This is a genomic window from Neisseria sicca, from assembly GCF_017753665.1.
GTDB classification, from domain to species: Bacteria; Pseudomonadota; Gammaproteobacteria; order Burkholderiales; family Neisseriaceae; genus Neisseria; species Neisseria flava.
The window spans coordinates 348,244-368,723 of the sequence record NZ_CP072524.1; the positions used below are offsets into that span (position 1 = coordinate 348,244).

General features: G+C 53.4%; 19 protein-coding genes and 2 tRNA genes. 12 read left to right on the forward strand and 9 right to left on the reverse strand.

All coding sequences use genetic code 11. The features are described 5' to 3' along the window. Window positions 1–472 precede the first annotated feature (472 nt). From recC to J7445_RS12110, 4 genes are all read right to left on the reverse strand, one after another. The gene (gene recC / locus J7445_RS01610) at window positions 473–3,691 is read right to left on the reverse strand and encodes an exodeoxyribonuclease V subunit gamma (protein ID WP_070655738.1); all 3,219 of its coding nucleotides are present in this window, start codon (window positions 3,689–3,691) and stop codon (window positions 473–475) included. A gap of 339 nt (window positions 3,692–4,030) precedes the next feature. Beyond that, on the reverse strand, window positions 4,031–5,872 hold the full coding sequence (locus J7445_RS01615) for a PglL family O-oligosaccharyltransferase (RefSeq protein ID WP_083310420.1): 1,842 nt from the start codon (window positions 5,870–5,872) through the stop codon (window positions 4,031–4,033). After that, window positions 5,872–6,231: a DUF2069 domain-containing protein gene (locus J7445_RS01620; RefSeq protein WP_070655751.1), complete on the reverse strand. Its 360-nt coding sequence runs from the start codon at window positions 6,229–6,231 to the stop codon at window positions 5,872–5,874. Before J7445_RS01620 ends, J7445_RS01615 begins: the two co-directional genes overlap by 1 nt. A 175-nt stretch (window positions 6,232–6,406) precedes the next feature. After that, entirely contained in the window at window positions 6,407–6,550 is a 144-nt protein-coding gene (locus tag J7445_RS12110) for a hypothetical protein (RefSeq protein WP_244969496.1), read from the reverse strand. Here J7445_RS12110 and J7445_RS12115 point away from each other — a divergent pair. Both J7445_RS12115 and J7445_RS01630 read left to right on the forward strand, forming a co-directional pair. Continuing rightward, a complete protein-coding gene (locus tag J7445_RS12115) occupies window positions 6,497–6,742 on the forward strand; it encodes a hypothetical protein (protein WP_244969536.1) in 246 nt (81 codons plus the stop codon). The two genes, J7445_RS12110 and J7445_RS12115, sit on opposite strands and share 54 nt — an antisense overlap. Next, on the forward strand, window positions 6,646–7,542 hold the full coding sequence (locus tag J7445_RS01630; RefSeq protein ID WP_209283107.1) for an IS3 family transposase: 897 nt from the start codon (window positions 6,646–6,648) through the stop codon (window positions 7,540–7,542). The genes J7445_RS12115 and J7445_RS01630 overlap by 97 nt, the downstream gene beginning before the upstream one ends. A gap of 76 nt (window positions 7,543–7,618) precedes the next feature. Here the strand turns inward: J7445_RS01630 and nfsB are convergent, their stop codons facing one another. Further along, window positions 7,619–8,269: an oxygen-insensitive NAD(P)H nitroreductase gene (gene nfsB, locus J7445_RS01635; RefSeq protein ID WP_070655135.1), complete on the reverse strand. Its 651-nt coding sequence runs from the start codon at window positions 8,267–8,269 to the stop codon at window positions 7,619–7,621. Between the two features lie 191 nt (window positions 8,270–8,460). On the opposite strand from nfsB, the gene J7445_RS01640 reads away from it, so the two are divergent. Further along, window positions 8,461–9,468 carry an IS5 family transposase gene (locus J7445_RS01640; RefSeq protein WP_209283108.1) on the forward strand — a complete coding sequence of 336 codons (1,008 nt, stop codon included), beginning with the start codon at window positions 8,461–8,463 and terminating at the stop codon, window positions 9,466–9,468. 257 nt (window positions 9,469–9,725) lie between these two features. Here the strand turns inward: J7445_RS01640 and J7445_RS01645 are convergent. Continuing rightward, window positions 9,726–9,810: transfer RNA gene (locus J7445_RS01645), tRNA-Leu, on the reverse strand. Between the two features lie 289 nt (window positions 9,811–10,099). Here J7445_RS01645 and J7445_RS01650 point away from each other — a divergent pair. The 6 genes from J7445_RS01650 (at window position 10,100) to J7445_RS01675 (ending at window position 15,799) form a co-directional block, all read left to right on the forward strand. Beyond that, window positions 10,100–10,816, forward strand: coding sequence for an SCO family protein (locus tag J7445_RS01650; protein WP_083310328.1), 717 nt, complete (start codon window positions 10,100–10,102; stop codon window positions 10,814–10,816). A gap of 126 nt (window positions 10,817–10,942) precedes the next feature. Next, entirely contained in the window at window positions 10,943–11,596 is a 654-nt protein-coding gene (hisG, locus tag J7445_RS01655; protein WP_070654377.1) for an ATP phosphoribosyltransferase, read from the forward strand. A gap of 103 nt (window positions 11,597–11,699) precedes the next feature. Further along, on the forward strand, window positions 11,700–12,587 hold the full coding sequence (locus tag J7445_RS01660; protein ID WP_070654378.1) for an LEM-3-like GIY-YIG domain-containing protein: 888 nt from the start codon (window positions 11,700–11,702) through the stop codon (window positions 12,585–12,587). Further along, on the forward strand, window positions 12,584–13,876 hold the full coding sequence (gene hisD, locus J7445_RS01665; RefSeq protein WP_070654379.1) for a histidinol dehydrogenase: 1,293 nt from the start codon (window positions 12,584–12,586) through the stop codon (window positions 13,874–13,876). Before J7445_RS01660 ends, hisD begins: the two co-directional genes overlap by 4 nt. A gap of 90 nt (window positions 13,877–13,966) precedes the next feature. Further along, complete coding sequence (locus J7445_RS01670) at window positions 13,967–14,725, forward strand: nucleotidyltransferase domain-containing protein (protein ID WP_070654380.1); 759 nt, start codon at window positions 13,967–13,969, stop codon at window positions 14,723–14,725. 12 nt (window positions 14,726–14,737) lie between these two features. Then, window positions 14,738–15,799 (forward strand): DNA polymerase beta superfamily protein, encoded by a 1,062-nt coding sequence (locus J7445_RS01675; RefSeq protein WP_070654381.1) that lies wholly within the window; start codon window positions 14,738–14,740, stop codon window positions 15,797–15,799. Between the two features lie 135 nt (window positions 15,800–15,934). Here J7445_RS01675 and J7445_RS01680 read toward each other — a convergent pair whose 3' ends face one another. The 3 genes from J7445_RS01680 to cysT all read right to left on the reverse strand — a co-directional run bounded on the left by J7445_RS01680 (window position 15,935) and on the right by cysT (window position 18,972). After that, window positions 15,935–17,008 (reverse strand): sulfate/molybdate ABC transporter ATP-binding protein, encoded by a 1,074-nt coding sequence (locus tag J7445_RS01680; protein ID WP_070654382.1) that lies wholly within the window; start codon window positions 17,006–17,008, stop codon window positions 15,935–15,937. Further along, on the reverse strand, window positions 17,005–17,865 hold the full coding sequence (gene cysW, locus J7445_RS01685; protein ID WP_070654383.1) for a sulfate ABC transporter permease subunit CysW: 861 nt from the start codon (window positions 17,863–17,865) through the stop codon (window positions 17,005–17,007). The genes J7445_RS01680 and cysW overlap by 4 nt, the downstream gene beginning before the upstream one ends. Window positions 17,866–18,135: 270 nt before the next feature. Next, window positions 18,136–18,972, reverse strand: a complete 837-nt coding sequence (cysT, locus tag J7445_RS01690) for a sulfate ABC transporter permease subunit CysT (protein ID WP_003759178.1) — start codon at window positions 18,970–18,972, stop codon at window positions 18,136–18,138. Window positions 18,973–19,206: 234 nt separating this feature from the next. Here cysT and J7445_RS01695 point away from each other — a divergent pair, with 234 nt between their 5' ends. The 3 genes from J7445_RS01695 (at window position 19,207) to J7445_RS01705 (ending at window position 20,461) form a co-directional block, all read left to right on the forward strand. Beyond that, the gene (locus tag J7445_RS01695) at window positions 19,207–19,680 is read left to right on the forward strand and encodes a hemerythrin domain-containing protein (RefSeq protein WP_070442847.1); all 474 of its coding nucleotides are present in this window, start codon (window positions 19,207–19,209) and stop codon (window positions 19,678–19,680) included. Window positions 19,681–19,779: 99 nt separating this feature from the next. Then, entirely contained in the window at window positions 19,780–20,274 is a 495-nt protein-coding gene (locus tag J7445_RS01700) for a NemA protein (protein WP_070654384.1), read from the forward strand. Window positions 20,275–20,385: 111 nt separating this feature from the next. Next, window positions 20,386–20,461, forward strand: a tRNA-Asn gene (locus tag J7445_RS01705). The last annotated feature ends 19 nt before the right edge of the window (window positions 20,462–20,480 follow it).

A 20,480-nucleotide genomic window follows, 5' to 3' on the forward strand; every position in this document is an offset into this window, starting at 1 on the left:
ATTGCAATATGTGAATTGGGCCGTCGGTTTAAAATGAAACCGGCAAAAAACGTGAAATGCAAAATATAAAGTCAATATAGAAAGGTTTGAATTCAGTTGAAGCAAAGGCCGATCTTTGCAAAATTCTTCTTTCTCTGACAGCCTAAACCCAAATATGGGTTTTCGGTTGCTGGGGAAAAGGGATTTTTGCAAAGGTTCGGTTGTATAGTGGATTAACAAAAATCAGGACAAGGCGACGAAGCCGCAGACAGTACAGATAGTATGGCAAGGCGAGGCAACGCCGTACTGGTTTAAATTTAATCCACTATATTTCGGCAACTGTTTTTGAAACATCTCCTTTTCGAATTTCCAATGGATTCCAGTTTGGTGAATGACGGCGGAAGTGAGGGTTTTAAAAACAGGTTTACCGGGGAAGAGGTCGTCTGAAACGATGAATTCACGTTTTCAGACGACCTCTTCCGATTTGCGGCTTCTATGCCGCATCGGACGATTCTTCCTTGACCGCGTCCAGCAGCGGTATCAACAGCTCTTCCACCAATCTTTGGAACAACGCCCCTTCCACCGGCTCGGTGTCTTCGTTGCCGAACACTAGGGCGACTTCGGTATAGTCTTTTTGCCCTTTGCTGACTTTGTTGCCGTGATAGCTTTCCTTGGCTTTGTTCAGGGCATCTTCCCAGCTCTGTTTTTTGCCGTAGGCTTCGGCGGTGGCGAGGCTGGTTTTGGCGAAGAAAGGCAGCGGGCGCGTTTGTCCGAGGTTGAAGAACGTCAGCCATTTTTGCAGCATTTGTTGCGCGTGGCTGCTGGATATTTCGGGATAAATCATTGTTTCTTCGGGCTGAACGATATGGGTTTGGCGGGTTTCGGTTTCAGACGACCCTACTGCCGACTCTACCGAGCAAAAGATTAAATGTTCGAGCAAGAGGGCGATGCGCTGCGGGGCGTTGGGTTTGCGGTCGAGGTAGAACACTTGGCCGCATTGGTACAGGTTGCCGAGGCTGCCTTGCAGGGTTTGCCCGTCGAACTGGATTTCGTAGGCGAAGGGCGGCAGTTTGGGGCTTTGCAGCAATTCGCCGTCTATGCGTTTGGCGGCGGCTTGGAAATTCTGCTGCCACAATTTACCCAATTCGCCGGCGGGCAACAGGCTTTCGGCGTCGAGGCGGACGGCGGTTTCTTGAAAGTCTTGGTTGTGGCGGCGGGCGTCGAGATAGGCGGCGGCAATTTTGTCGGCGCGTTGCGGCTCAAAGGGTTCGGCGGATTCCCATGCTTCGTCGCGGTAGGGTTCGCGCCAGCCTAGGGTTTGTTGCAGCCATGCTTTGACGGGATTTTTCCAGAAGCGGATAAAGTCGTCCTGCCAGACGGTCGGTGCGGGGCTGTTTTCTTCGAGGGCTTCGCTGAAAAACGGACGCGCCTGTTCGCGCGGGCGGTTGAGGGCTTCGGCGTAGTCTTGCCGCGTGCTGAAGAGGTCGTCTGAAATGTTGTCTGCGATGAAATAGCGGTGGGAGAACGGTTGCAGGGGATGTTGCTCGACCCAGTGTTCCGCCAGCTCTTTGCTGCGCCGTCCGGTCATGGCGGCGACGGTGTCGATGAGTTCGCTGACGAGGGCGGACGGGGCGAGTTCGTCGTCGTTGCGGATGCTGCGGCCGACGTAGGAGAGATAAAGGATGTCGCGCGCGCTGATGATGGCTTCGAGGAAGAGGTAGCGGTCGTCGTCGCGGCGGGCGCGGTCGCCTTTTTGCGGGTGTTTGGCAATCAGGTCGAATACTGCGGCTTTGGTATTGCGCGGGAAATCGCCGTCGTTCAGCCCCAACAGGCAGATGACTTTAAACGGCAGGCTCCTCATCGGCACCATGCTGCAAAAGGTGATGCCGCCGCGCAGGAAGCCCGCTTGGCTTTCGCTGCCTAAAAAGCGGCGGATGTGGTGGATGACCGTGTGTTGCGGCAAAGTACCGCAAAAGCCTGCCAACGCGGTTTCTTCCTGCCATTTTGCCAACGCCTGCTCAAACTGCTGCAAGGCGTATTGGTCGTCGGCGTCGGGCAGAAACAATGACTGCACCAAATCGCGGCAGCATTCCGTCCATTCCTCCGCCGCTGCGGGTTTGCGCCACTCGGCGGCGAGGCGTGACAGTGTGCGGATGAAGGCGGCAAGGCGGCCGAACACATCGAGGCGGTTGACATCACCGTGCCACGCGCTGACGTTTTGCCAGAGCGGGCTGCCGTCGTCAGGCAGCATCCAGCCCAACACGATGCGTTCCAACGCCTGCTGCCAGGTGAACAGATTGTCCGCCGCGCCGCGCATCGTTCCGTCCAACCCCCAATGCACGTTCAATTCGGCAATGGTGTCGTGCAGCAGCGGCAAATCGTCCGCCGTCAGCCCGAAACGGCGCAGCACCAAACCGCTTTCCAACAGCGGCAGCACTTTATCGACTTCAAACCGGCTTTCCAGCAAATCCAGCGTCTGCTCCAGCGCGTAAAGCAGCGGCTGGCGGCGGCTGAGTTTCACGTCCGACACCGAATACGGCAAAGCCTGCGCCCCGCCCTGCGCCTGCCCGAACACCGCTTCGATAAACGGGCTGTATGGTTCGATGTTCGGCGTCAAAACGGCAATATCGTGCGGCTGCCAGTCGGGATGTTCGTGCAGAATCCGCAACAGCTTGTCTTTCAAAATCTGCAATTCGCGCAGAGGGCTGTGTGCCGACACGATACGGACGGAGCCGTCGTCCAGCAAATCCGCGCGGCTGTGTTCAGACGGCATCCGCAGGTTTTGAATGTCGTTTTGCAGGCAGTGCAGCAGCGTGTCGTCTGAAACCTCTTCAAACACGGGCTGTTCCTCCAAGCCGATTTCCGTCAGAAAATCAAAAAAATCACGCCCCTGCTTGCCCAACGACGCCAACAGCGGATGCCCCGTCTGCGACAAATCCGCCTCGTCGCCGCCCTTCAAAAGCTGCGCCGCCTCAATCACATTGCCCCAATACTGGCCGCTCGGATTGAGCGCGAACACAAACACATCGCAATGTTCCGAAATTTTCTGCAAAAGCTGCAAATACATCGGCGCCATCGTCGAAATGCCGAACACGAAAAACCGCTCGGGCAGGTGCGCCTTATCCAAAGACGACAGCAGCTTTTCCCACAACGCCACACGGTGCGGCGCGGATTGGTTGCCGTCGTCCAAATAGCGCCAAAGCTGCGCCTGCCAGACCTCGTCGTCGCCCAGCCCCAGAAGTTTGCCTTCCTGCCAGGCATCAATCCACTGCGGTCGGTACACCAGATACTGGTCGAAAATATCCGCCAACTGCCCCGCCAACTGATAATCCGCCGACTCGCCGCTGCCCAAATAACTTTGCAAAACGGCGCGTACGTTTTCAAACTCAGAGGTCGTCTGAAAACGCTCGCTACGGAACAAATCCAAAAGCCGCCAGCGCATTACCTCCGGCGAAAACGGACTGAGCGCAGGAATATCGGGGATCAGTTTCTGCATCAACTGCCACGTCAAACCCGCCGGCAGACTGAATTGCAAATTCGCCGCCACCCCCAGTTCGCGCGCCAGATAAACACTCAAATAACGCCGCATCCCCTGACTCTGCACCACAATCTGTTCCGCCGCCAAAGCAGACTCAAGCGGCCTGACCCTTTGGATTCCGGCAAACAGGGCGGCTAGCGATTCAAGGCGGTTGGATTGGTAGAGGTAGAACATGGCGGGAGTAGGGCGGTGGATAATAAACGGGATTATATAGTGGATTGAAATAGAAAATACCTGCGCGTGAATATCGGTACAGGTATTTTTATTTGGATCGACAGGATATGGGCTTATCGGCTGATGACGGTTGTTTTACCGCATCTGTTTTAGGGATGGAATAGTAACGGAGAGAGATGGGTTTAAGGTCGTCTGAAAATGTTTCAGACGACCTTAAAACATCTTTCAATCGCTATGTCCGAATATGGTTTCTCTTGCCAGTGGGAAATGGTAGGCCGGCTGTTTATTGGGATTGATAGTAAAAGGTCGTCTGAAAATATTTCAGACGACCTTGGTTGTTTACGATGCCGCTATTTCCGCCGCGCAAGGTTTGGCGGTTTTGTGTTTTGGAGATTTCAAGAAATTGCGGCAATCTTCCAAAATTTGGGGCAGAAGCGGTTCGAATTCCTTTCTGCTGCGGATTTTGCCGGTGTAAAACGGCATCGTGTAAGGATAGTAATAATACATGTCTTGCATCCATTGCGCGCCTTCTTTGGTTTTACCTTGACGGTAGAGGTAGAGGCCGACCTGGTAGGCATTGCTGTAAGGGCGGTAGGTGAGTGCGTCGAATGCCGCTTTTTGCGCCCAAGGTTGGACTTTTTCATCGGCCGGATCGGCACGGCGGGTCAGGCTCAGGTCGGCATAATAGGCCAGCATGGGACTGGTTTCGGAAATGCGGCGCAGTCCGGAAATTTTGGCGTTGACTTGAGACGGGTCGTCGGTTTTGGGTTGACGGCTGTAAGCGGTCAGGTCGGTGTAGTTCCAGCCTAAGTGCAGCGTGCCGCCGATAATGGCCAATGCGGCGATACCGCCTGCCAAATTGCGGCGGCGGGCTTGTTTGATTCCGTCGGATACATCTTCAAAACGCGCGCTTGAGAGCGAAAGCATGAGGGCGAACGGAGTCAGGAAGTAGATGTACCAAAGCGGGTATTCGAGCATGCTGTGGCACATGGTTACGCTTGCGGCGGTCAGTAGGAACAGGTTGGCAGGATTAGACGGACGGGTAATCAAACGCCAAACGCCCGCCAGCATGGTTCCCGCGCTCAATAATGCACCTGTCAGCCCCATTTCGGCAAGGATTTGCAGGATAAGGTTGTGGCAGTGGGTGAACAAAACGCCGAGAATGTTATTGGCAAAGTACTGTTTTTCCGCATTTAACAGGAAACTCAGGCTGCCGAAGCTGTTCCAGCCGTGTCCGAAGATTGGGGAGCGGGTAAAGGCGGTCCAAGCATTCCGCCATTCGATTTGGCGTGCAGAACCTTCAAAATCACTATGACCGGCGCGTTCTATGGCGGTTTCGTAACGGCTGTTGCCCAGTAAATCAAGCAATGCCCCCATGCCGAACTGAAAAACCGCAGCCAATACCGCTGCGAAAAAGAAGATTTTAATTAAGCGTGCCGATTCGCGGCCTGCCCGCCAGTACCAAAAAGGCAGAATCAATACGATGGCGATGATGTAGCCCAAGATAGTGCGCGAGTTGACCAAACCCAAGACGGCAGTCAGCAGAAATACGCAAACCAATCCCAGCCAGTCGGGCATTTTCCGCGTTGCCCACAAATAGGATGCGGCAAGTACGCCCCACATCAGATAATGGCCCAGATGGTTGCGTTGTCCGAGCTGACCGTTTACCGTTCCGCCGCCGTAAGCCAATATGCCGTGAAACAGGGAAATGTCCGACCATCCTTTGAACTGCATAAACGCCACGACAGCCTGCGCAGCTGCACCAAAAAACAACGACCATGCGAATACGGTAACAACTCGATCCTGCCCGTAAGCGGAAATCCAGCCGCGACAGGCCCAGGCAGATAGGGCGAGGATGACGAAAGTCCATGCCGCCAAGTCGCTCATTCCTGGATACAGCAAACCCATTGCCCGTGGCTGTATCGCCCAATATGCCGCCATCAGCAACAGTCCGACAGATACATAAGGCAGGCGGATATTGAGCAGGCCTTTATATGCCGAAGCCAAAACTAAAATTGTCGCACCCAAGAGGGACCCGGCTTCAAGGTAGAAGCTCGGCAGCGGGCCTACGCGGTAAATCGACAGGAAAGGGACGGCGCAAACCCAGATAAAACAAATCCATAAAGGCAGCAGGCGGACATTCCATTCATTCTTAATATGATATGCGGTACGGGCAAACATCATTTCCCCTCTTTTTTGTGTTGTTTGATAAATGCGAGGCAGGCGATAAAGAAAATTATGCAGGAGCTAAGCGACAATGCGGCGCACAGACGTTCGGCAGGTGAAGCGTCAAACAGGCGCATGACCGCTTCGGCAAAATAAATCAGAATCAGCATGGAGCTGTATTGATAAGTATAAATACGGCCCTTGAGTATGCCGCCCAGCGGCAGGCATAAAGGCAGGGCTTTGAGGGCAAGCCATGAACCGCCGTCGCGCAAAGGCGCAATCCACAATTCCCAAGACAAGGAAAGAAGGATCAGAAAAATCAGGCTGGCGCACGAGGCAAGATAGGGTAGAGAAGGTTTCGATGATGTATTCACGGGCAAGTCTGAACGGTTTTTAGCCGGATATTGGAACGCGAATTATACCGAAACAGGATGTGATGACGCAAAAAGGTCGTCTGAAACCCACTATCTGAAGGTTGAACTGCACCCCAAAAGTTGGACACATCCCCTCCAACTCGCAAGGTGCAGTTTTTTTATGAGCAAATATACATTACACTTCAAATACCAAGCCGTACTCCACTACCTGCACATACGCAGCCAATAGCGTACCGCAGATCATTACGGCATTTCCCGAACCCACCTGCGGCGATGGATACGCGCCTATCAGGAAGGCGGTATCGGCGGACTCGAACATCCCCAATCCAAAACCATGCCCCAACACCGCAAAAACCCCTTCATCGCAGATAAACCCGACCAAGAAAAAACACAGGCAGAGCTTATCGAAGAGTTGTGCTATATGCGCGCAGAGGTCGCCTACCTAAAGGAGTTAAAAGCCCTCAGCCAAAAGCAGACCGCAAAGGACAAAGCCAAACCGTCCAAACACTGAGGGCGCAACACCCGCTCAAATACCTGCTGCACATCGCAAACCTGCCCAAAAGCAGCTTTTACTACCATCACCAAGACCGACCCGACCCCGACGCAGCCGACAAAGCCCTCCTTGTCGAAACCTACCGGCGGCATAAAGGACGCTACGGGCAAAGGCGCATTGCCGCAGCATTGGATTGGAACCGCAAAAAAGCAGCGCGGTTGATGAAACAGATGGGGCTGAAAGCCAAAATACGGGCGAAAAAAGCCTACCGCCATCCCGCCATGGGCGAAATATCGGAACACCTCCTCAAACGCCGGTTCACAGCCCGAAAGCCCAACGAAAAATGGCTGACCGACGTGACCGAACTCAAAGGGAGCGACGGCAAACTGTACCTCTCGCCAATCTTGGACTTGTTCAACCGAGAAATCGTCGCCTACGCCATGAGCCGCAATGCTAACAGCGAAATGGTGAAGGAAATGCTCGAAAAAGCCGCACCCCGTCTGACTGATAAGGGAACAATGCTGCATTCCGACCAAGGTGTGCTGTACCGTACGGCGGGGTATAGGGAATTGCTTGCGGAGCATTCCATGGTTCAAAGCATGTCGCGTAAGGCGAACTGCTGGGACAATGCACCGATGGAAAGCTTCTTTGCGGTGTTGAAGACGGAGTGTTTCTATAACGCAGGTGAATTGACGGTAGATGAATTGATGAAGCAGATAGATGACTATATGGATTACTACAACTGGGAACGTTGCAGTTTGAAATTGAAAAAGCTGAGTCCTGTCGCATACAGAACCCAGCTTGCACAGAGCGCCTGAATAGGCTTTTATGAGTGTCCAAGATTTGGGCGCCAGTTCAGGTTTCAGACGACCTTTTGCCGTTTCATCATTTTTTTCAGATTTTGGTGAAGATGGCTTCGCTTTCAAAACGTGATTTGGGTAAAGCGGCGTTGAAATCGTCCGCGGCACGGTAGCCGAAGGAGACGACGGCGACGGCTTTGTAGCCTTTTTCCGTCAAACCGAATTCCTCATTCAAAACCTGCAAATCGACGCCTTCCATCGGCACGGCGTCAATGCCTGTTGCGGCAGCGGCGAGCAGGGTGAAGCCCATGTTGAGATAGACTTGTTTGGCAAGCCATTGCTCTTCATCTTGGAATTGGTTGCGGTGGATGCCCAAGAACAGGCGGCGGGTGGAATCGCCTGCCTGCTTGGCTTCTTCTGTGGCGAAACGTCCGTCTTTGTCCTCTTGTGCCAATACGGCGGCGACATAATCATCGTCGGCACAAACGCGGGCGGCGAAAACGACGACGTGGGAGGCATGAGTAATTTTCGGGGTGTTGTAAGGGAGTTTTTCGGTGGATTTGGCAATGCGCGCTTTGCCCGCTTCGTCATCGGCGATGATAAAGTGCCACGGCTGCATATTGACGCTGGAGGGGCTGTTGCGCAGGGCGGCTTCGATATGGGCGAAGTCTTCGGCAGCGATTTTTTTGGACGGGTCGAAAGATTTGGTGCTGTATCGTTGGCGGACGATTTCGGTAATATTCATGATTTATTGCCTCTTTATAAAAAAGAAAAACAGATTATAGGAAGGTCGTCTGAAAGGAGCAATCAGGCAAATCTTAATGCTTTAGATGATAGGAGGACTTTTATTTTCCACCGATTGAACACAATATGAGACCTTTGCAAAATTCCCCAAAATCCCCTAAATTCCCACCCAAGACATTTAGGGGATTTCTCATGAGCACCTTCTTCCGGCAAACCGCACAAGCCATGATTGCCAAACACATCGACCGCTTCCCACTATTGAAGTTGGATCAGGTGATTGATTGGCAGCCGATCGAGCAATACCTGAATCGTCAAAAAACCCGTTACGTCCGAGACCACCGCGGCCGTCCCGCCTATTCCCTGTTGTCCATGTTCAAAGCCGTCCTGCTCGGACAATGGCACAGCCTCTCCGATCCCGAACTCGAACACAGCCTCATCACCCGCATCAACTTCAACCTGTTTTGCCGTTTTGACGAACTGAGCATCCCCGATTACAGCACCTTATGCCGCTACCGCAACTGGCTGGCGCAAGACGACACCCTGTCCGAATTGCTGGAACTGATTAACCGCCAACTGACCGAAAAAGGCCTAAAAGTAGAGAAAGCATCCGCCGCCGTCATTGACGCCACCATTATTCAGACCGCCGGCAGCAAACAGCGTCAAGCCATAGAAGTCGATGAAGAAGGACAAGTCAGCGGCCAAACCACACCGAGTAAGGACAAAGATGCCCGCTGGACAAAGAAAAACGGCCTCTACAGACTCGGTTACAAACAACATACCCGTACCGATGAGGAAGGCTATATCGAGAAACTGTACATCACTCCCGCCAATACCCATGAGTGCAACCACCTGTTGCCTTTGCTGGAAGGTATAGCCAAAGATACGACCGTCTATGCCGACAAAGGCTACGACAGTAAGGAAAACCGGCAACACCTGAAAGACCATCAGTTGCTGGACGGCATTATGCGCAAAGCCCAGCGTAACCGTCCGCTGACGGAAGCGCAAACCAAACGTAACCGATATTTGTCGAAGACCCGTTATGTGGTCGAACAAAGCTTCGGTACGCTGCACCGTAAATTCCGCTACGCCTGGGCAGCCTATTTCGGGTTGATTAAAGTGAGTGCGCAAAGCCATCTGAAGGCGATGTGTTTGAACCTGTTGAAAGCGGCCAACAGGCTAAGTGTGTCTGTTGCCGCCTAAAAGGCGGTCCGGATGCCTGATTATCGGGTATCCGGGGAGGATTAAGGGGGTATTTGGGTAAAATCAGGAGGTATTGGGGGGAAGGAAATGGCCGAAAACCTGTGTTTGGGTTTCGGATATCGAAGGAAGGGTTTTTGCAAAGGTCTCCAAATATCAAAAACATGAAAAAAACAAAAAAATCCTGATTAATCAAAATGTTGATTTCTAATATGAGCTTTCGACAGGCAAAAAAATAACCGCTGATAAGCGGTTTTTTGTGGTGCCCAGGGTCGGACTCGAACCGACACACCTTGCGGCGGGGGATTTTGAGTCCCCTGCGTCTACCAATTTCGCCACCTGGGCTGGTGAAGAAGTCGCTATTATAGCGACGTATTCGGGCTTGTAAAGCAAAATCTTGCTTTGTTTGCAGATATACTACTTATATTTTTGATTTTTAAAAACATTAAATTTATTTTATTTTGTTCCCGACGCGTCCTACTCTTTCCACTTATATCAAACATCATTCATTTTCAGCCGAAAAACGGCATAAACCGCTATATTAAATGTTGCAAACGCGCTAAGATGACGGCGTTCGTCTCATTTTTTATTTTCAGACGACGTTCACACACCATATTTGCATTGGAGAATTTTTATGATGCCTACTACAATCCGTACCGCCATTTTGGGCGCATTCGCCCTTACCGCACTTGCTGCCTGCAAACCTGAAGCCAAAACGCCGGAGCAAAACCCAGCGCCTGCTTCAGCTGCTTCTTCAACAGCGTCCGCCCCAGCCGCAACGCCTGCTTCTTCTCCTGAAACGACGACCTCGCTTAATGCTGCTGCCGCTCCTAAACCGCAAGGTCCGGGAACGGATATGCGTAAAGAAGACATCGGCGGCGATTTCACGCTGACCGACGGCGACGGCAAGCCGTTCAGCTTAAGCGACCTGAAAGGCAAAGTCGTGATCCTGTCCTTCGGCTACACCCACTGCCCCGACGTTTGTCCGACCGAATTGCTGACTTACAGCGACACATTGAAACAATTGGGCGATCAGGCGAAAGATGTGAAAGTAGTGTTCGTCAGCATCGACCCCGAGCGCGACACGCCTGAAGTCATCAGCAAATACGTCAAGCAGTTCAATCCTGAATTTATCGGTCTGACTGCGACAGGCGACCAAAGCCTGCCGGTCATCAAACAGCAATACCGCGTGGTTTCCTCCAAAGTGGTTCAGAAGGAAGACAGCGAGAACTATCTGGTTGACCACTCTTCCGGCGCGTATCTGATTGATAAAAACGGCGAAGTGGCGATTTTCTCACCTTACGGCAGCGAGCCGGCAACTATTGCCGCCGACATCAAAAAACTGCTTTGATCCACATGGGGTCGTCTGAATGCCGGTCGCGGTTTTCAGACGACCTTTTTCCCATCTGAAACATTAGTGGAGAAAGTCAGACCGCCTGCTTGATACAGGTTCGAAGTCTGACGGTACACAACAACAATGACTGAAAACACGCTGACCATTGCCCTGTCCAAAGGGCGCATCTTTGAAGAAACGCTGCCGCTTTTGGCGGCGGCGGGCATTGTTCCCTCCGAAGCGCCCGAAAAATCGCGCAAACTGATTATCGGCACCAACCATGAAAACATCCGCCTCGTCATCGTCCGCGCCACCGACGTGCCGACTTACGTCCAATACGGTGCGGCAGACTTCGGCATCGCGGGCAAAGACGTTTTAATCGAACACGGCGGCAGCGGGCTTTATCAGCCGCTGGATTTGCACATCGCCGAATGCCGCATGATGGTCGCCGTCCGCAAAGGTTTCGACTACGCCGCCACCTCGCAGCCCGGCAGCCGCCTGCGTATCGCGACGAAATACCCCAACATCGCCGCCGAGCATTTCGCCGGCAAAGGCGTCCACGTCGACATCATCAAACTCTACGGCTCGATGGAGCTTGCACCGCTGGTCGGTTTGAGCGACGCCATCGTCGATTTGGTCTCCACCGGCAACACGCTTAAGGCAAACGGCTTGGAAGCGGTCGAACACGTTGTCGATATTTCCAGCCGTCTGGTGGTCAACAAAGCCGCATTGAAAACGAAACACGCGCTGCTGGAGCCGATTATTCAGGCGTTCGGCAGCGCAGCGAAGGCGGGGTGAGCGTTCATTTGAATGAAGATGCGTTTTCAGACGACCTTAGCCGCTCCCGCCGACAGGTCGTCTGAAAATACCACCGGCAGTAAACTGTATAGGAGAATTTAAAATGGTTGCAAAAATAAAAAAATTTTCAGATTCAACCCTGTCCGTTTTGAATAACGGCGAACGTCGGTTTTACGTCTATTGCCTGACCGACATGAAAAAAGACAAAATCCTCTACATCGGCAAAGGCTGCGGTAATCGTATCTTCGAGCATGAATGGGTTGCTAGTCGTTCACAAGACCCAGTCTCCGGCGAGATTGTCGATCGGAAACTCAAAGCCATTTCCAAATGCAAGAAACTCGGTCGCTATATCATCAGCTATCATCTGACTGAAGCCGAAGCGCTAGCCGCCGAATCTGCCTTAATTCATTTTGTTAAATCTGTCTTGGGTAAAAAACTCAAAAATAAAATTGCTGGACATGGTCCGGGTGGTATTAGCGTAGAAAAACTGGATCGCCGCTTCGGATTCTCTTCTCTCCCGCTTAACGAGATTAACCCTGACGGGCTGGTTCTCGCCGTCAAAATCCACGATGCTTTCGATTTAGACACTAACGAAGAATTAGACTACCGTTTCGACAACCAAGACGATGCAAACCTTAAATCGCGTACCTTAGGCAATTGGTGGCTCAATAAAGATGCCGCCTCCAAAGTGAAATACGTTATCGGCGTTCACACCGGCCTGCAAAACGCTGTTGTCAGCGCATACGAAGTGGACGGCTTTGAAACAATGGTTGGGGAAAGCAAAAACGGCAGACCACAAACCCGTTACCGCTTCCATACCATCTCGCACAGCGAAGACGTATTAGCCAAACTCGGTTTACAACAAAAATGCCTGCCCGAATTGAAGTTTGCCAGCAGGGGTGAAAAGGCTTATATCAGACCCAAAACCGAGCAAGAGATGCTTCAGACGACCCCAAGTCCCAAAATAACAAAGGAGAATCCCAAATCATGAAAAAACTCAACACCCAATCGCCCGATTTCCAAGCCGAACTCAAAGCCCTGCTGGCCTTTGAGACCGCGCAGAATCCCGAAATCGACCGCATCGTCGCCGACATCTGCACCGACGTGCAAAAACGTGGTGATGCGGCGCTCATCGAATACACCAACCGCTTCGACGGCACATCCGCCCAAACCATAGCCGACCTCATCCTCACTCAAGACGACTTGCAGGCCGCGTTTGAGCGTTTGCAGCCCGAAATTCAGACGGCCTTGAAAACCGCCGCCGCACGCGTCGAAAGCTACCACCAACGCCAAAAAATGGAATCGTGGACCTACGAAGACGAAGACGGCACGCTGTTGGGACAACAGATTACACCGCTCGACCGCGTCGGCATTTACGTCCCCGGCGGCAAAGCAGCGTATCCGAGTTCCGTCATCATGAACGCCATGCCCGCCCATGTCGCCGGCGTGAAAGAAATCATCATGGTCGTCCCCACGCCCAAAGGCGAACGCAACGACATCGTACTTGCCGCCGCCTTCGTCGCGGGCGTCACCAAAGTCTTCACCGTCGGCGGCGCGCAGGCGGTTGCCGCCCTCGCCCACGGCACCGAGTCCGTACCGCAGGTCGATAAAATCACCGGCCCGGGCAACGCTTTCGTCGCCGCCGCCAAACGCCGCGTGTTCGGCGTAGTCGGCATCGACATGGTGGCGGGGCCGTCTGAAATCCTCGTTATCGCCGACGGCACCACGCCCGCCGACTGGGTGGCGATGGATTTGTTCAGCCAAGCCGAACACGACGAAATCGCCCAAGCCATCCTCATCGGCACGTCGCAGCCCTATCTCGACGAAGTCCAAGCCGCCATGAACCGCCTCATCGAAACCATGCCCCGCCGCGACATCATCGAAGCCTCGCTCGGCAACAGGGGCGCGATGATACTCGCCAAAGACTTGGACGAAGCCTGCGAAATCGCCAACTACATTTCCCCCGAACACTTGGAATTGTCGGTAGAAAACCCGCAGGAATGGGCGAAAAAAATCCGCCACGCCGGCGCGATTTTCATGGGACGCTACACCAGCGAAAGTCTCGGCGACTACTGCGCCGGCCCCAACCACGTCCTGCCCACCAGCCGCACCGCCCGCTTCTCCTCGCCACTGGGCACTTACGACTTCCAAAAACGCTCCAGCCTGATCCAAGTCTCCGAACAAGGCGCGCAGAAACTGGGTAAAATCGCCAGCGTGTTGGCACACGGCGAAAGCCTGACCGCCCACGCGCGCGCGGCGGAATTCAGGTTGAAAGACTGATTCGACCGAACCCGCCATCCATCAAAAAGCAAAGGTCGTCTGAAAACCTGTTTTTTAGGTTTTCAGACGACCTCTATTAAAAGAAACATCATGAAACAAACGATTCAAGAAAAACTCACCCACATCGCCCATACCGAGCCGCTGCATTTTCTGTTGGCGGTAGAGAGCGGCAGCCGCGCATGGGGTTTTGCCTCGCCCGACAGCGATTACGACGTGCGCGCCATTTATATCCGCCCGCAGGAATATTATCTGCAAATCGACGAAGCGAAAGACACCTTTGAGTTTATCGAAAACCAATGGTTTGACGTCGGCGGCTGGGACATCCGCAAGGCGTTGCGTTTGCTGCGGAAAAGCAATGCCACGCTGCTCGAATGGCTGCGTTCGCCGATGGTTTATACGCAGGACGATACATTCACAGGTCGTCTGAACGCGCTTGCGCCGCAATATGTGCAGGCTGCCGCGCTGCTGCACCATTATCGCGGCATTGCAGGCAACGCTTTGAGAAACATGGATTTGGCGCAACCCGTCAAACTGAAAAAATGGTTTTACGTCCTGCGTCCGCTACTCGCGGCACGGTGGGCGGTGAAACAAGGCGGGATTCCGCCAATGACGCTGGCGGAACTGATGAGCGAATGGCAAACGGACTGCGCCGCCCAAATCGCCGATTTAGTGGCAATCAAGGCGGAACAGGATGAAAGTTACCTGCATACGCTGTCACCCGAATTGCAACGCCTGACGGTTGATTTATATAACGAAGTTTCCGAATTATCCGCCCCTGCCGCCCAAGCCGCCGACAGCGCGCCACTGAATGAATTGTTCCGCGAAACTTTGGCAGCGGTTTATCCGTAAGGCCGTCTGAAAATGCTCACCATCGAAGACTTGCACACACAAAACCTGCTTCTGCTCGAAGCCGTTTCCGGCAGCCGCGCCTACGGTTTGGCAACGCCCGAATCCGATACCGACATCAAAGGCGTGTTTTACCTGCCCAAATCGATGTTTTACGGCATGGAATACATCCCGCAAATCAGCAACGAAACCAACGACATCGTTTATTACGAACTTGGGCGGTTTATCGAGCTTTTGCTGCAAAGCAACCCGAACACGCTGGAGCTGCTCGCCTCCCCGCCCGACTGCGTGCGCTACCGTTCGCCGCTGATGGACGCGTTCAAAACCGAATGGTTTGTGTCCAAAGCCTGCCGCCAGAGTTTCGCCGGATACGCCTACGGGCAAATCAAAAAAGCACGCGGGCTGAACAAGAAAATCAGCAACCCGATGCCGTCTGAAAAGAAAAGCGTGCTCGATTTCTGCCACATCGTAGAAGGCGCGCAAACCGTGCCGTTGCGGCACTGGCTTTCGCAACGCGGAATGGAGCAGCGGCGCGTCGGTTTGGTCAAAATCGCCCACGCCCGCGAACTCTACGCCCTGTTTTACGACCCCGACGGCACGCGCGGCTACCACGGCGTCGCGCTCAAACCCGAAGCCACCAACCTCTCCCTCAGCTCCGTTCCCGAAGGCGAAACCCCGCTTGCCTATCTCTCCTTCAACCAAGACGGATACAGCAGCTACTGCCGCGAATACGCCTCCTATCAGCAATGGCTGGCGGAACGCAACGAAACGCGCTACCAAGGCACGCAGGCACACGGACAAGGCTACGACGCCAAAAACATGATGCACACCTTCCGCCTGCTCGAAACCGCCCGCGACATCGCCCGCCACGGCGAAATCCGCCCGCGCCGCCCCAACCGCGACGAACTGCTCGCCATCAAACGCGGCGAATCTTCCTACGGAAACCTGCTGGAAAAAGCAGAACGACTGATGGCGGAAGTCGAAACAGCGTTCGACGCTTCCAACCTGCCCGAAACGGTAAATACTGCCTCAGCGTTGGCGGCTTTGGTTGAAGTCAGGGAAACACTTTATGGATAGATGGCGAAAGGTCGTCTGAGGCAAGGTTTATCGCGAATGGACTTTAAAAAATCGCTGCATTTCGACTAAACGTCAGCCCCATAAACAAAAGGTCGTCTGAAATCTTTTTTCAGACGACCTTTGCTTTTTTCCCCATCAAATCGAATATTCAATCAACTCGTTCTGCGAGAACACATAAACCTGTTTCGGCACCAATGACAATTCGCGCCCTGCGGACAAATCCAGCCTTGACGCGTCGCTGCCTGCCAGCGTGATATGTACATCCTGTTTGCCGTGTTTCACCAAAACGTGCGTCAGTGCGCCGACGGCGTGGATTTTTTCGATTTCGGCGCGGATCATCGGGGTTTCGTGTTCGGCGGCGATTTGCCATTCGTGCGGGCGGATGTAGCCGGTGGCGGTTTGTTCCTGCCATTTGTATTGCGCGTCCAATTTCCACGCGAAGCCGTTGTAGTGCCAGATGCCTTTTTCGATTCTGCCTTCGAAGGCGTCAGTTTCGCCGAGGAATTCGGTAACAAAGGCGTTTTCGGGTTTGCGGTAGATGGCTTCGGCGCTGCCGGTTTGTTCGATTTTGCCGTGGTTCATGACGACGATCTCGTCGGAAACCTCAAGGGCTTCTTCTTGGTCGTGTGTAACCAGAATGCTGGTTACGCCCAGGTTGTGATGGATGTCGCGCAGCCAGGTACGCAATTCTTTGCGTACTTTGGCATCCAGCGCACCGAAGGGTTCGTCCAGGAGTAGGAGTTTGGGTTCGACGGCGAGGGCGCGGGCGAGGGCGATGCGTTGGCGTTGGCCGCCGGAGAGTTGGTGCGGATAGGATTTGGCGAGGTGGGAGAGCTGCACGAGTTTGAGCAATTCTTCGACTTTGGTGCGGATTTGTTCTTTGGACGGGCGTTCGGACTTGGGCAATACGGTCAAACCGAAGGCGACGTTGTCAAACACGTTCATGTGGCGGAAGAGGGCGTAGTGTTGGAACACGAAGCCGACTTTGCGCTCGCGTACATGCTTGGCGGTTACGTCTTGCCCGTCAAAGAGAATATTGCCGCCGTCGGCGTTTTCCAGTCCGGCGATGATGCGTAGGAGCGTGGTTTTGCCGCAGCCGGATGGGCCGAGCAGGGAAACGAGTTTGCCGGTGGGAACGTTGAGGTTGATGTTTTTCAGCGCGTGGAAATTACCGAAGTGTTTGTTTAGGTTTTGGATGGTGATGCTCATGCTGCGTTCCTTTCGGCGGCGGCGAGTTTTTTATCTTGTAATTTTGTGATGATGTTCTGCACCGCCAGCGTCGCCAGTGCTAAAAGTGCCAATACGCCGGAGAGGGCGAATGCGCCGGTGAAGTTGTATTCGTTGTAGAAGATTTCGACCAAAAGCGGGATGGTGTTGGTTTCGCCGCGTATGTGTCCCGATACTACGCTGACCGCGCCGAACTCGCCCATCGCGCGGGCGTTGGTGAGGATGATGCCGTAGAGCAGCGCCCATTTGATGTTGGGCAGGGTAACGCGCCAAAACATCTGCCAGCCGCTTGCGCCGAGAATCAGCGCGGCCTGTTCTTCACTGTCGCCCTGCGCCTGCATCAGCGGGATGATTTCGCGCGCGACAAAGGGGAAGGTAACGAACAGCGTCGCCAAAATAATGCCGGGGATGGCGAAGATAATCTGTATGCCTTGCGCTTCGAGCCAGCCGCCCAACGCTGTGTGCGCGCCGAACAATAAGACGAACATCAAACCGGCAACCACGGGCGATACGGAAAACGGCAAATCGAGCAGGGTGGTCAGCAACTGCTTGCCGCGGAAGTCGAAACGGGTCAGCAGCCACGCCATCGCCACGCCCAAGACGGCATTGACGGGAACGACCACCGCAGCGGTAATCAGGGTGAGCTTGATCGCCGCCCACGCTTCGGGGTCGGTAAGGGATTGCAGGTACAAATCCCAACCGCCTTTCAGCGCTTCGTAAAACACGGCGGCAAGCGGTACGACCAGCATCAGCAGCAGGAACCCCAGCGCGACAGCGGTCAGCAACACGCGCAGCCAGCGCGGTTCGGTCAGGTTGGGATTGGCGGAATAGGGTTTCATGGCGGTGGTGTTCTCTGGTTGGTTTTAAGATGTTTGGAGGTCGTCTGAAAAACTGTGTTTTGGGGAGCGGATTCGTTTTCAGACGACCTTTTATCTTTTATGTTAAAAGAGAAATAAAAAAGTCTAGCTGCCGTCATTCCCGCGCAGGCGGGAATCCATCGGTAAAGTTCGGCTGCCTTATTTATTTTTGGTTTTTCTGTTGCCGTGCGGTGGATTCCCGCCTGCGCGGGAATGACGGCAACAGCGTAGTTCAGGTTTTCAGACGACCCCTCAACCCTTCGCTCCCGAACGCCTGCTCAACGCCCACTGCATCACGTTCAGCGCAAACAGAATCACAAACGAAACCAGCAGCATAAACAACGCCACCGCCGACGCGCCCTGTACGTCGAACTGTTCCAGCTTGCCCGTAATAATCAGCGGCAGGATTTCGGAAACCATCGGAATGTTGCCCGCGATAAAAATCACCGAGCCGTATTCCCCCGTTGCCCGCGCGAACATCATGCCCGCGCCGGTTAAGAGCGCTGGCGTGATTTCCGGCAGCAGCACGCGGCGGAACGTCGTGAAGCGGTTTGCCCCCAATGTTGCCGCCGCTTCCTCATATTCGCCCGACAATTCCTCCAATACCGGCTGCACGGCGCGGACGATAAAGGGCAGGCTGACGACGACCAGCGCAATCCAAATACCGACGGGCGTAAACGCGATTTTGATGCCCAAAGGCTCGAAAAAACGGCCTATCCAACCGTTGGGCGCATACAGGGTCGCCAACGCGATGCCCGTAACCGCCGTCGGCAGCGCAAACGGCAAATCGACCAGCGCGTTCACCAGCCCCTTGAGCGGAAATTCATAGCGCACCAACACCCACGCCACCAGCGTGCCGAACACGACATTGGTCAGCATCGCATAAAACGACATCCGCAAACTCAGCCACACCGCCGCCAACACGTTCGGCTCGGCAATCGTGTTCCAAAAGCCGCCCCAGCCGATTTCCGCCGCCTTCGCCGCCATCATCGCAAACGGCAAAACCACCAGAAGCGACAGGCACAATACGGTCAGGCCGAGGCTGATTTTGAAGCCGGGCAGTACGCTGGGCGTTTTGAGTAATAACATGGTTGCTCGGAAGGGAAAAAGAAGATGCTGCCACTTTAACGGGGTCGTCTGAAAAACGGAAAGAATGGTTTGTTTCCGGCAAAGAAAAATTGGTTATAAGTATTGCGTGAAACAAGGCCGAAAACTGTACATCCGCCCGCGCGGGGTGTATGCTTCGAATACATTCATACAATATCAATCTTTACCACAAACCTTAAACGTCGTCTGAAAGCGACTAAATTCAGGAATACCGCCATGACCGATTTGACCGTTTGGGAAGTTTCCCCCGTAAATACCGTGATAGACCATGTCATCAGCCGCTATCACAATACCCACCGCGCACAACTTGAAGAGCTTGTCCCCTTGGCGCACAAAATCGCCTCAACCTCGCCCGACGGCTTCCCCGCCGAACTGCCGGAACTGCTCGAATACATCCAAAACGAGCTGCTGATGCACATGATGAAGGAAGAACGTATGTTGTTCCCGATGGCAAAACAAGGCTTGGGCAGCCGTGCCGCCATGCCGGTTAATGTCATGATGCACGAACACGAAGAACACGACCGTGCACTGGCGCAGTTGAAAACCCTGACCAACCATTTCACTCCGCCGCAAAACGCCGATAAAGACCAGCAAAGGTTGTACGCGTTGGCACAAGAACTGTCGGACGATTTGGAAGAACATATCCACTTGGAAAACGAAATCCTTTTCCCACGCATCTTGGCTTCATAAAAAATATCGGCGGCTGTCTAGCCGCCGATATTTTCTACCTATGCCACTCTATAATATATAATTGTTTTATATGGATATTCAACCCATGAGGATTATCTTATGAAACCTATTGCCACCGCGTTATCGCTATCCGCCTTCATCCTGACCGCCTGCACTGCAGACTCGCCCCGCATGTCGGTAGGCCTGGGCTTGGGAACAGGTATAGGCAGCCATATCGGATTAGGTACCTCTGTCAATATCCCCGTCGGCATCAGCAAAAGGGAAAACCGTATCCCTAAAAACAACGGCGGCATCGATATTATCGAGGAACAAATCGTTACTTATTTTGACGCGCAGGGCATCCCTGCCGACAGCCCCGTCAAGGGAGGTTATTATCGGCAATTAATCAGCAGGCACAATAAGGAATATCTGGTACAGGATTTCTACAGCGACAACAGCAGGAAACGCACCGATCCCTATCCCCTGCCCCGCGAACGGCTGCTACAATTCCGCGCCACGCCGTATGACGGTTCATTAACCGTATATACCTACAACGGCAACGTCATGCAGCAGCAAGTATTTAAAAACGGAAAATTGATCAGCACAAAATATTAATGGGATAAAGTCAAAATAATATACTTACCATTCAAATATTTGAAATGCTGCCGTTTCGTCAGTTAAAATTTTAGTTGACACTTTTTTTCAGGGCTATATAATACGCCCCATTCCCCGATAGCTCAGTCGGTAGAGCGACGGACTGTTAATCCGCAGGTCCCTGGTTCGAGCCCAGGTCGGGGAGCCAAATTTAAAAAGCCTGAACA